Source organism: Agriterribacter sp. (genome assembly GCF_035444585.1).
GTDB lineage: Bacteria > Bacteroidota > Bacteroidia > Chitinophagales > Chitinophagaceae > Agriterribacter.
Genome location: NZ_DAOMOZ010000136.1, coordinates 1 through 13,511 on the forward strand (window position 1 = coordinate 1; position 13,511 = coordinate 13,511).

The following is a 13,511-nucleotide window of genomic DNA, read 5'->3' on the forward strand; positions in this document are numbered from 1 at the left end:
ACCGGCTGCATGCTTAAAAGTATTGATGACTATGAAACTTACCGTTTTATTGATATTTCTGGGCATCTGCCAGGCAATGGCGAATGTAAACGGCCAGGGAAAGGTTACACTTAGCCTGAAGCAGGTAGCGATCAATAAAGCCTTCAATGCTATTGAAAAACAGGGCTATTATCGCTTTGTTTTCAACAGCAACCTCAAAGATCTCAAACAAAAAATTTCTATCCATGTGGAAGATGCGCCCATTGATGAAGCGCTCAACCGCATTTTATCGGGAACGCATCTCACTTACCAGTTGCTGCAGGATAATCTTATTGTGATCCGTTTGCAGGATCAGCAGTTTGTGCAGGCAGTGCAGGATAAAACCATAACCGGCAGGGTTACGGATGAAAATGACCAGCCGATGCAGGGTGTTTCCGTTACCATTAAAGGAACTGTTACGGGTGTAACCACCGACGCGGAAGGCAACTATTCCATTACGGTACCGGACAACAGCACACTGGTGTTTTCTTTCGTAGGGTTCGAAGAACAGGAGATCGCCATCGGCGATCAAACCATTGTTAATATTGTTCTCACAGCCGCTGCAAGCCAGCAATTGGGAGAGGTAGTAGTGATTGGATACGGTACCGCGAACAAACGCGATTTAACAGGGTCAATCGCCACGGTAAAAGCCAAAGAAATTGCAGATAAGCCGGCTGCCAACCCTATGAACCTGCTGCAGGGAAAAGTGTCCGGCTTGTCTGTGGTGGCATCCGGACGGCCGGGTGCGGAGCCTGATATAAGGATAAGAGGAACGAACAGCATCAATGGCGCCAAACCCGTTTATATTGTAGATGGTATTCTTAACGATAATATTAATTTTTTGAACGCTGCCGATATTGAGTCTATTGAAGTATTAAAAGACCCCTCTTCACTGGCTATTTTTGGGGTGAGGGGCGCCAATGGGGCTATTGCCATTACCACCAAAAAGGCAAAAGCAGGGCAGTTAATGGTAAATTTCACTACTTCATTTGGCGTAAAAAGGGTTCAGGACAGGATAAAGCTAACCAATGGTCCCGAATTCAAGCTGCTTTATGATGAGCAAATGGCCAATATGGGCTCAGCTTTCGATGACCAGTATTTTAAAGCCAACACCGACTGGCAGGATGAAATATTTCAAAATGCTTTTTTGAATTATAACAATATCAGCGTTACCGGCGCCACCGAAAAGAACCGGTTCTATTTAGGGCTTGGTTACATTAATGAGGAAGGCCTTATTAAACACGAAGAATATAAAAAATATACGATCAACTTCAGTGACGAGCTCAGGGTTTCAAAAGCATTAAAGTTTGGCATTACTTTCAATGGCTACTATGCCGATCTTCCTGTTGAAAGACAGGTGGGCTCTGCTATACGCGCCGCACCAATTGCCCCGGTCTATGATCCGAACGGTTCAGGACTGTTGTATACTATGCCCTCTTTTCAAAGAGCCCAGGTATTTAATCCGCTGGTAGCCATTGAGGAGGGCAAATTCACGGCAATACGCAAAGAATACAGGGCCGTTGGAAGCATTTACGGCGAGCTGGATTTTTTGAAGGATTTTACATTCAGAGCACAGTTGTTTGCCGATTACGGGTTCAATACAACCCGTTCTTACAATCCTATTGTGGTGGTGTATAACCCGGAAATTGTGGGCGACAATAAAAGAGATTCTTCCAACAGGCAAACATCAGTAGCCCAAATTCAGAATATTTATCCCAAAACCCAGATGGATTATTTGCTCACCTACAAGAAAAAGATCGGAGATCATGATCTTACGGTTTTGGGTGGCCTCACCACTTATTTCAGTGGTTTTGAAGAAACCAATTCTTCTGTACAGCAGGGCTCTGCAGATGTAATACCCAATGATCCCCGCTTCTGGTATGTAGACGCGGTGGGTACCGCATCTACGAAACAGGGTTCGGGCAGCGCCTGGGAAGATGCATCCATCTCCTACCTGGCGCGGGCGCTTTACAGTTTTAACCGGAAGTATCTTGTTAACGCTTCCTTCCGCCGCGATGGCAGCAGCCAGTTCTATAAAATAGGCAACCAGTGGAAAAATTTTGGCGCCGTAGGCGTTGGCTGGGTGGTAAGTGAAGAAGACTTCTTTGCCGGTCAGGATTTTTTAGACTACCTGAAGCTTAAAGGGTCATGGGGCATTTTGGGAAGCAAGAACATTCCTGAAGCCTACCGGTATCCTGCTTATCCTACATTAACAAACGCAAATGCAGGCGTATTCGGCAATAATGTTATCAACGCATTACAGCCGGAGTATATTACTGATCCTAATTTAAATTGGGAAGTTATAACTTCTTACGAAGCAGGGGTTGAACTGAATATTCTTGATAACGATTTACACCTGGAAGCCACTTACTACAACAAGCGTACAAAAGATGTGATCACTTTAATTGATCAGGGTGCGGGTCTGCTTCCATTACTGGCCAATGTGGGAACAATCGAAAACAAGGGATTTGAGTTTTCAGCCAACTGGAATAAAGTAATTGCCAACGACCTAACCCTTTCCGTTTCCGGCAATCTCACCACTATCAATAATAAAGTGATAAAGCTTAACAAAGAAGGCTTTGAAATCTTCAACGGTGCAGCAAGAACCACAGCAGGGTTTCCCATCGGTTATTTTTATGGCTATGTTCACGATGGTATTTATCAAACCCAGCAAGAGATAAATAAAAGCCCGGTTGCCCTTGGAACGGCGAGTCCCGGCGACATAAAATACAAAGATGTGAACGGTGATGGGGAAATAACGCCTGATGACAGAACCCAAATAGGTAACCCCACACCTGATTTCATGTATGGCGGATCCATTTCTTTAACCTACAAAGGGTTTGACCTGGGGCTGGACATGCAGGGTGTTTATGGCAATGAAATATACAGAGCCTGGAACCAGGGAACTTTCGCCGATTTCAATTACCTCGTGGAAAGATTGGACAGGTGGAATGGCGTGGGTACCTCCAACTGGGAACCCATACTGCATACCGGAAGAGGTAATAATTACCAAAACTCAAGTTACTGGATCGAAGACGGGAGCTTTTTCAGGATCAGGAATGTGCAATTGGGATATACGTTCAGCCAAAACCTGCTCAGCAGGGCAAAGATCAAATCGCTCCGCATCTATATCAATGCGCAGAATCCCGGAACCTTTGCCAATAACACAGGCTATACCCCGGAAATCGGTGGCACTGCTACGGGTTTTGGAATTGACAATGGTACCTATCCTGTCCCCGCCATCTATTCGGCAGGGTTAAACCTCAACTTTTAAATCATGATCTGCATGAAAAAAATATTAAACAAAAAATGGAGGTGGCTACCAATGCTGCTGGCAGTAATAATAGTCACGACCGCATCCTGTAATAAGAATTTTCTTGACAGGAAGCCCCTGGGCAGGTATACCGATGAAGATGTAGCCAAAGGGTCATTTGACAGTAAAGTTTTTGGCGCTTATGCCGTACTTCGAAATGGAGGCTTCAACAACCATGAATACCTCGGTGTTCAAAGCTATCGTTCTGATGAATCTGAAAAAGGCAGCTCGGTTTCGGATGGCGCCGCAACGGGACTGATGTATGATGATTTTGAATACAACGCGAGTGGCGGAGGGATACAGGGATATTGGAGCGATCATTACCTGGCGATCAATGCGGCAAACGATATTATTCATATTATTGATTCGCTTGGCGCCGCCGATGAGCCTACTTTGATCAACAAAGCGGAGGCAAAATTCATCAGGGCTTTTTCTTATTTTGACCTGGTACGGGCTTTTGGTTCAGTTCCAAAAATTGACTTTACCGGAACTGCCGCAGAGCTGAATATAGCCAAGTCGTCTCCATCAGAAATATTCACCTTGATAGATACTGATCTCCAGGAAGCTGCTGCTGTTTTACCCCTTGATTGGGAAGCAAAATATATCGGGCGTGTTACAAAAGGCGCCGCAATGGCATTGCAGGCAAGAGCTTATTTATGGAGGAGCGATTGGGCCAATGCCCTGGGAGCGGCTAAGAGTGTAATGGCACTGAGCAAGTACAGCCTTGTGCCCAAATATGGCGACCAGTTCAGGAGCACGGGTGAAAACGGGCCTGAATCCATTTTTGAGATACAGGCTTTCTATGAGCCAACCATTGATCAGGGTATTATATATTCGAATGTGCAGGGCGTGAGAGGAGCCGGTGCGTGGGACCTTGGATGGGGATGGAATACGCCTACTCAGATCTTAGTTGATGAATTTGAAGAAGGTGATCCGAGAAAGATAGAGACTATTCTTTTCTCCGGACAGATAGATCCCCTGTACAGTGAAAATGTACCCCCTTTTCCCACGATACCCCGCTTATACTGGAATAAAAAAATATATACCGACCCGGCAGACCGTTTGGCCCTCAACAACAGATTTGGACCGTGGATGAATCACCGGATATTAAGATACGGCGACGTGTTACTTATGGCTGCGGAAGCCGCCAATGAGCTGGGAGGTGAACAAAATACTACAGATGCACTGGGTTGGCTTGAAGAGATCCGGAACAGGGCCAGGGGTGGCAATAACGCGATCTTACCGCCTGTAACCACTACAGATCAGGCAGAGCTGAGAGACGCCATTCGCCATGAAAGATTCGTGGAGCTGGGAATGGAAGAGCAGCGTTTCTGGGATATCGTAAGATGGGGCATAGATGTGGATGTATTGCATGCCGCAGGAAAAACCAATTATGCCGTCAGGCATCGCCTCTTACCTATTCCGCAGGGCGAAATTGATAAATCGGGTGGTGTATTGATACAAAACCCGGATTATTAATGAAATAACTGAACTACATAAAACTATTGGTATGAAATCATATAAATTAATTCAGGTTTCACTATTTACGGCCTTCACTTTTTGCATGGTCATATCTGCATGTCAAAAAATGGACAGACCGGAGTTAAAAGAAATTATTGAAGATCCTGAGCCACCACCTTATAATCCCCTGAAGAGCCTGTGGGCTTTTGAAGATAATGCAACGGATGAGGGAGAAAACAAATTAACGGGTGTTCCAGTTGATGTAACTTATGTGGAAGGTGTAAAGGGACAGGCGTTAAAAATTGAGCCGGGGGGTTATCTATTGGTGAAAGCGGAGGGCGATACCGTTATATATCCAAATGAATTTGTTGGCCTGCCGAAAGATACGCTTGCCAACCTGGGAAGCTTTACCCTCTCATTCTGGATGGAAGCAACGGGGCCGTTTACGGATGGCGCTCAGGGATTGTTTGCTATTTCGAATAAAACGCAATTCTGGGGTAACCTCGAGATCTTCCTCGAAAACTATAACAATGCCTCCGATCAAACAGAAGCATTTATTAAGATACACATGTTTAATGCAGAAGCCGCCGATGGAACGGGCGAAGAATGGAACGAGATCAAGGTTCCCAATGTATTTAATAAATGGACACATATTGGGCTGACGTATGATGCAGCCAGTTCACAACTCAGTTTATATGTGGATGGGCAGCCAACTGCTATTAATAATAAAGTGCTGGGTGGGGGAAGCTATGGAAAAATAAAATTCAATGACTTTAATGGAATGGTATTGGGGAACTTTGCATTCCAAACCACCCCCAGCCTTACCAATCATGGCCCCGAAGACTGGGCAAAGTCATTTAACGGGGCGTTGGATCAGTTCAGGATATATAATAAATCCTTATCGGCCACTGAAATAAGCCAATTGTTTACTTCAAAAGAATGAGAAGCATCCGGTAACACATAACTGGAAAGGGTTGCAACAACAACTGCAACCCTTTTGTACTTTTCCTGTAGGGAAAGAGCGATCGGTGCTGTTGCTCAGGAACATAAAAATAATTGTATGCATGTGGCACAATACATACCGATATTTTTTTTCGCAATCCTTGTTTCGTTTTTTGCCTGCAACAGTAAAGATACCCTGTTTACAAGTTTACCCGCATCTGAAACCAACATTGATTTCAGGAACGATTTACCGGAACGGCAAGGCTTTAATATTTTATACTATATCAACTTTTATAATGGCGGGGGCGTAGCAACAGGTGATGTGAATAACGACGGATTGTCTGATATTTATTTTACTGCAAACAGCAGGGGTAACAATAAGCTGTACCTGAACAAGGGCAGCTTCCGGTTTGAGGATATTACTGAAACTGCCGGGGTAAAAGGTTCCGCAGACTGGTGCAGCGGCGTTACAATGGCCGATGTAAACGGAGATGGATTTTTAGATATATACGTTTCGGCTGTGAGCGGGATTTACGGGTTGACGGGGCATAACGAGTTATTTATAAACAAAGGCGATGGAACCTTTAGTGAAAGTGCGGCAGCATACGGACTGAACTTCTCAGGACTTTCTACCCAGGCTGCATTTTTTGATTATGACCAGGACGGCGACCTGGACTGCTATCTCTTAAATCATTCGCTGAGGCCGCACTCAAATATTGTAGATACCGGTAACCGCAGGAAATACGATGCTTTATCGGGCGATAAATTTTACCGCAATGAAATAAAGCCTTTTCCGCAAAAACAGTCGGGAATGCCGGGAACCATATTTACCGATGTATCGGCACAGGCGGGTATCTATCAAAGCAGCTTAGGCTACGGCCTCGGCCTGGCAATTGCCGACTTAAACAATGATGGCTGGGATGATGTTTATGTTGACAACGATTTCCACGAAAATGACTATTACTATGTGAACAATGGTAATGGCACGTTTACGGAAAGCGGGGCAAAACATTTCCGGCACTACAGCCGGTTTAGTATGGGCAATGATATAGCAGATTATGATAACGACGGACAACCGGATATTGTTACTGCGGATATGTTGCCGGCAGATGAAAAGATCTTAAAAACCTATGGAAGCGATGAGAACCCTGTTATTTATAAACGAAAGCTCAGGGACAATGGGTTTCAGTATCAATATTCTAAAAACTGCCTGCAACGCAATAACGGGAACGGGAGCAGTTTCAGCGAAGCGGGATTGCTAAGCGGTATTTCGGCAACAGACTGGAGCTGGGCGCCGCTTTTTGCTGATCTTGATAACGATGGCAATAAAGACCTGTTTGTATCAAGCGGAATTGTAAAAAGACCGGTAGACCTGGATTATATCCGCTTTGTTTCAGACCTGCAGGTAAAAAAGGGAACGAAAGAAACGGATGAGTACGATGATATGGCTGTGGAAAGAATGCCGGATGGAAGTGCTCATCTGTTTCTGTTTAAAGGTAGCGGGGGATATATTTTTAAAGATGTAAGCGATGACTGGGGCACAGGCAAAATGAAAGGCTTTTATACCGGGGCCGCATACGCCGACCTGGACAACGATGGCAGGCTGGATATAATAGTGAATGCTGTAAATGGCCCGGCTGTTATTTTAAAAAACAATGGCCCGCAGAACAATTATATTTCACTTTCTTTCAAAGGCGACAGCCTCAACACATCTGGCATAGGCGCAAAAGCGTATGTATTTGCAAAGGCCCGCCCGCCGGTTGGACAGGGCAAAATGCAATACCAGCAATTGATGCCAACGAGAGGGTTTCAATCTTCGTGCGATCTTCGTTTACATTTTGGTCTGGATTCTTTGAGTTCTATAGACAGTCTGCTGATCGTATGGCCCGATCAGAAAATGCAACTGTTGAAAGGCGTTTCAGTCAACGAACAACTGGTCATTGATAAGAAGGATGCATCCGGTTTTTTTAAGTACGATGACTTTTTTAAACCGGTGGAATCAATATTTTCGGAACCATCCTATGCAGTTAACTGGAAACATACCGAAAACGAATTTGATGATTTTAATGTTCAGTACTTAATACCTCATGCGCAATCAACCCGTGGGCCGAAAATAGCCGTTGCAGATGTGAATGGCGATGGACTGGATGATTTTTATGCATGTGGTGCAATCGGGCAGCCCGGCGCTTTAATGATACAGCAAAAATCCGGCTCATTTCTTCCTGCTGATACCGCACTGTTCAATGGCGATGCATTATGCGAAGATGTTGATGCCGTTTTTTTTGATGCGAATGGCGATGGCAGCCCTGATCTGTATGTTGTTAGCGGTGGGAACCAATATGTTTCCGGCAGTCATTTACAAGACAGGTTATATCTTAATGATGGTAAAGGCCACTTTTTAAGATCAGCCGATGCACTTCCGGTTATCCAGCAAAATAAGTCTTCAGTGTCTGTTGCCGATATGGATAATGACGGCGACATGGATGTTTTTATTGGCGTGCTGGCCGATGCCCGGGCATTCGGTATCCCGCAAACTTCTTATTTATTATTAAATAACGGCAAAGCAGGTTTCTCCATAGCTGATCAAAGCATTATTCCGCTTGCCGGCATTGGGATGGTTACATCATCTGCTTTTGCAGATATCAATAAAGATGGCTGGAATGATCTTATTGTTACCGGGGAGTGGATGCCTTTAACGGTTTTCATCAATGAACGAGGCAAATACAGACGCACTACGATCCCAAGCTCTTCCGGGCTGTGGCAAACCGTTTTTATTGATGATGCAAATGGCGATGGACATTTGGATATTTTGGCCGGCAACTGGGGGTTCAATAATAAATTCTGGAGCGGTAAGGATACTCCATTAAGGCTTTATACTGCCGACTTCGACAACAATAAAAGCATAGAACAGTTGTTGTCTTATACTGTACATGGCGTTGAGTATCCTTTTTTGGCAAAAGACGAAGTAGAGCGGCCGCTGCCCCTGCTAAGAAAATATTACCCGAATTATTCGGATTATGCAGGCGTGGCCATGAAAGATGTTTTTTATGGATGGATTGATACCATTAAGCCCGTTATTGCCGAAAGATTGGGCTCGGCTATTTGCTATGGCGATGGTAAAGGCGGGTTTACGATCAATGATCTTCCCGTGGAATTGCAACTGGCGCCCATATTTTCTTTTCAAAAAGTAAACAGTAATAACGCAGGCGAAGCTACCTGGCTTGCCGGGGGGAATTTTTTTGATGTAATTCCTTATGAAGGCAGGTATGATGCGCAGGCTTTAGCTTTATTCAGTATTAATAAGGATAAAGATTGCAAAGCAATTCCCCAATCCAATTTAGCAGACATAAATGGACAGGTAAGAGATATAAAATGGTTAAAGACATATAAGGGCCACAAAAATTTAATAATTGCGAGGAATAATGACAGATTGATTTTTTTACAGCAAAAAAAGTAATGAAGTGAGGACAGTGATTCCTTTACATATGGTATTGCTTTATGCCGGTATTGTTATAAGCGGATGCAGTAAAAAATCCTCTGCAACTGATCCGGTTATCATTCCGCCGGCCCCATCTTTAATTTCTGAATCGGTTACCATTAATGGTCTGTCTGTTTCGCCCGCAAATTACAATATCAATAATACCCCCGCTGTAAAACTTTCTTTTAATGCACCTGTTAACCGCTCTACCGTTAACGGCAACCTTGGGTTTAAAAACAAAGCCGGGGTTTCGGTTGATTATTCAGTAGCATATGAAGAAGGTGACAGTACCGTGGTAGTTCTGCCGACTTACCCTCTAAGCTATATTGCCAATTATATTGTGAATGTTTCAACAGGGTTGAAGTCAGTTGCAGGAGGAACTTTGGCATCCGCTATTATTATAAATTTTACAACTCAAATTGATTCATCCCGAAAATTCCCCATCATTTCCGATAATGCGCTATTGGATTCTGTACAAAAAAGAACGTTCAGCTATTTCTGGAAGCTTTCTCACCCGGTTAGTGGAATGGCAAGGGAGCGAAATTCGGATGCAAATATTTATACATCCGGCGGTACAGGTTTTGGCATTATGGCCATTGTTACAGCAATCCATCGTAATTTCATTACCCGTGCCGAAGGATTAACAAGGCTGCAGGCAATGGTTTCTTTTTTAAAAAACACCGCTGAAACTTTTCATGGAGCTTATCCGCATTGGCTAAACGGAACTACGGGAAAAGTTATTCCATTTAGTACTAACGATAATGGCGCCGATCTTGTGGAAACCTCTTTTTTGATACAGGGGCTGTTAATAGCAAGACAATATTTTAACGGAACGGATGGGGCTGAAGCGGGTTTGCGAAATGATATTAATTCAATTGTGAACAATGTGGAGTGGGATTGGTTTAGAAAAGACAATGAGAATGTATTGTACTGGCACTGGAGTGCTGTTAATACGAATGGCTGGGAAATGAACCACCGGATAAAAGGCTGGAATGAATGTTTGGTTACCTATGTATTGGCGGCATCTTCAACAACCCATCCTGTTCCAAAAAATGTATATCAAAACGGCTGGGCATCCAATGGTGACATGAAGAATAATAATATTTACTATGGTCTTCAATTACCGCTTGGACCTTCATTGGGAGGTCCTTTGTTCTTTGCACATTACTCTTTCCTCGGGATCAATCCAACTGATTTAACAGACGCTTATGCTAACTACTGGACACAAAATAAAAGTCACACACTGATAAATTACAATTACTGCAAGTCAAATCCGCTAAATTATTTTGGCTATAGCGATTCAGTGTGGGGGCTTAGTGCCAGCGATATTGAAAATGGTTATACAGCCAGCTCACCAACAAATGATGTTGGAGTGATTGCACCAACTGCTGCTATATCTTCATTGCCTTATACTCCTGCAGAGTCAATGAAAGCGCTTAAGTTTTTTTATTATGTATTGGGCGATAAAATATGGAAGGAGCATGGTTTTGTAGACGCATTTTCATTACATGATACATGGTTTGCCGATTCATTCCTTGCCATAGACCAGGGTCCCATCATTGTAATGATAGAAAACTACCGTAGCGGATTGCTTTGGGATTTGTTTATGAGTTGCCCTGAAGTAAAAGCGGGGATGCGGGAACTTGGTTTTACAAGTCCTCATTTATAGCAAGAACTAAAAATCATTTTTATGAAACGTTTCGTTCAAACAGCATGCCTTATTTTAGTCCTGTTTCCTGCTTCGCTTGTAGCCCAGAAAAAAACAAAGACTGTTGTTCCCGATTCATTCAATCCGTCTAAAAGAGCAATCAATCTTTCCGATTCGGCTTTGCTCGACCTGGTGCAAAAGCAAACCTTTCGTTATTTCTGGGATTTTGCCCATCCCGTTAGCGGTATGGCCAGGGAAAGAAGCAATACAGACCATTATGGTCATGAAGTAGTAACTACCGGCGGTACAGGTTTTGGTGTAATGGCTGTTATTGCGGCAACAGAACGGAAGTGGATTACAAGAGATACGGCGGCCCGGTTTTTACTGAAGATGGTAAGGTTTTTAGCGAAAGCAGATGCTTATCACGGCGTATTTCCGCACTGGCTGGATGGCGCTACGGGCAAAACCATTCCCTTCAGCCGTAAAGATGATGGCGCCGACCTGGTGGAGAGTTCTTTTTTATTCCAGGGATTGCTTTGTGTGCGGCAATATTTTAATGCCGATAACCCGGTAGAGAACCAACTGCGTAACCGGATCAACGGGTTGTGGAACGAAATTGAATGGGATTGGTTTACCCGCGGTGGCAGGGACGTATTGTACTGGCACTGGAGCCCCAATAACGGGTGGGTGATGAATTTCGCGGTAAGAGGATTCAACGAATGCCTGATCATGTATGTGCTGGCGGCAAGCGCCGAACGATATCCTGTGGCTGCTTCAATATATCATAAGGGCTGGGCGGAGAGTAATTTTTTTAAGAACGGGAAAAAATTTTATGGTATAGAGCTGCCTTTGGGCTTTGATTACGGCGGGCCACTGTTCTTTTCGCACTATTCTTTTCTCGGGCTTGATCCGCGCGGACTAAAAGACCGCTATGCCGATTACTGGGAACAAAACCGGAATCACACTTTGATCAACCGTGCTTATTGCATAGACAATCCCAAAGATTTTAAAGGTTATGGCGAAAATTGCTGGGGACTAACGGCCAGCGATACATACAACGGATATAATGCCCATTCACCTACCAATGATCACGGTACCATTACACCTACGGCCGCTTTGTCGGCGTTTCCATATACGCCGGAGTACAGCATGCAGGCGCTGAAACATTTTTATTACGACCTGGGCGATAAAATATGGAGCGAGTATGGATTCGTGGATGCATTCAATGAAACAAAGAACTGGTATGCCCAAAGCCATCTGGCTATAGACCAGGGGCCAATAATAGTAATGATAGAAAATTACCGGAGTGGTTTATTATGGAACTTATTTATGAGTTGCCCTGAAGTGCAGCATGGATTAAAAAAATTAGGGTTTGAGAGCAGCCGGATAAGATCGGGAAAAGAGAAGGCAATTACAGAAAGTGAATGATCCGGGCGAGTGATGAGTGGCCACCAGGCTACAAGTCCGTTCAATGTTGGATTTATCATTTGTGATTTGTAATTTATCGTTGCATTGCGCTTCTGATTCCAGATTTTGAGCTTCGATCTTTTCATTTTAAATTACATAAAACGATTGTTATGAAAACCTTCACCCGGCAGCAATTTTTGCAGCATACCGCCATGGCAGGCGCCGCAATGCTTTTATCTTCTTTGGAGGGCTTTGCACTTACAATGCCGGATAAAAAAATAAAAGTGGCTGTAATAGGGTGTGGCAGCGTTTCCGGCGTGTACTTACCTCATTTATCAAAATCTCCCTTTGTTGAATTGGTAAGTGTATGTGACATTGTTTTTTCACGCGCTCAAAAGAGGGCGCAGGAATTCAATGTTCCTCATCAATACCCACATATAGATCAGCAATTGGCGGGTGCTCCTTTTGACCTGCTGGTAACGCTCACCGATATGCAGGAGCATGGACGGCTCAATAAGCAGGCGTTACAGCAAGGGAAGCATGTGTGGAGCGAAAAACCCATGGCAAATACATATAAAGAAGGGAAAGCATTATTGGACCTGGCCAAAAGTAAAAATTTGCGGATATGGGGCGCACCGGCAGTGGTGAACAGTCCGCAATTTGCATTCATGTCGCAGGCCATTCGTGAAGGTAAATTAGGAAAGATCTCCAGCGCTCATGCGCATTACGGACACCTGGGCCCTACCTGGTCCGCTTTCTTTTATGAAAAGGGTGGCGGCAGCCTGCCCGATCTCGGCGTATATAATATTGCCACCTTAACAGGCCTGCTTGGCCCTGCAAAACACGTGATGGCCATGACCAGTATTGTAACACCTGAAAGAACTGTGGATAACAAAGGAAGAATAAAGGTGGAAGCAGAAGACAATACCATGCTGTTAATGGATCACGGCGAAGGCATCATCTCGCATGTGCAATGCGGGTTCAATTATTTTGATCCTTATGGTCATGAGGGAAAAGGGCAGCAAAATCCTACCATTACTATTTGGGGAACAAAAGGCAATATGGGCCTGGTCGGATACGACTGGGCGCCTTTTGGTGTGGATCTTGCAACTTCATTTACTGACCCCCCGGTAAGGCATGTACCCGACCCGGGAACCTATGTATGGCAGCAGGGAGCGAGCGTTATTGCAGAATCGCTCATTACCGGCAAAGAACCGCTGATAGCCGCCGAGCATGCATTGCAT

Annotated in this window: 7 protein-coding genes; all 7 read left to right on the forward strand. The window is 44.3% G+C overall.

Annotated features, from left to right (window positions below; translation table 11 throughout):
- Positions 1–31 precede the first annotated feature (31 nt).
- A complete protein-coding gene (locus PLH26_RS14285; protein ID WP_324586707.1) occupies positions 32–3,292 on the forward strand; it encodes a TonB-dependent receptor in 3,261 nt (1,086 codons plus the stop codon).
- A gap of 12 nt (positions 3,293–3,304) precedes the next feature.
- Positions 3,305–4,810, forward strand: a complete 1,506-nt coding sequence (locus PLH26_RS14290) for a RagB/SusD family nutrient uptake outer membrane protein (protein ID WP_324586708.1) — start codon at positions 3,305–3,307, stop codon at positions 4,808–4,810.
- Between the two features lie 31 nt (positions 4,811–4,841).
- Positions 4,842–5,735, forward strand: coding sequence for a LamG domain-containing protein (locus tag PLH26_RS14295; protein ID WP_324586709.1), 894 nt, complete (start codon positions 4,842–4,844; stop codon positions 5,733–5,735).
- Positions 5,736–5,852: 117 nt separating this feature from the next.
- Positions 5,853–9,191 carry a VCBS repeat-containing protein gene (locus tag PLH26_RS14300; RefSeq protein ID WP_324586710.1) on the forward strand — a complete coding sequence of 1,113 codons (3,339 nt, stop codon included), beginning with the start codon at positions 5,853–5,855 and terminating at the stop codon, positions 9,189–9,191.
- A gap of 4 nt (positions 9,192–9,195) precedes the next feature.
- On the forward strand, positions 9,196–10,881 hold the full coding sequence (locus tag PLH26_RS14305; RefSeq protein ID WP_324586711.1) for a glucoamylase family protein: 1,686 nt from the start codon (positions 9,196–9,198) through the stop codon (positions 10,879–10,881).
- 21 nt (positions 10,882–10,902) lie between these two features.
- Positions 10,903–12,288 carry a glucoamylase family protein gene (locus tag PLH26_RS14310; RefSeq protein WP_324586712.1) on the forward strand — a complete coding sequence of 462 codons (1,386 nt, stop codon included), beginning with the start codon at positions 10,903–10,905 and terminating at the stop codon, positions 12,286–12,288.
- Positions 12,289–12,437: 149 nt separating this feature from the next.
- On the forward strand, positions 12,438–13,511 hold a 1,074-nt coding region (locus PLH26_RS14315), incomplete at its 3' end, for a Gfo/Idh/MocA family protein (RefSeq protein WP_324586713.1).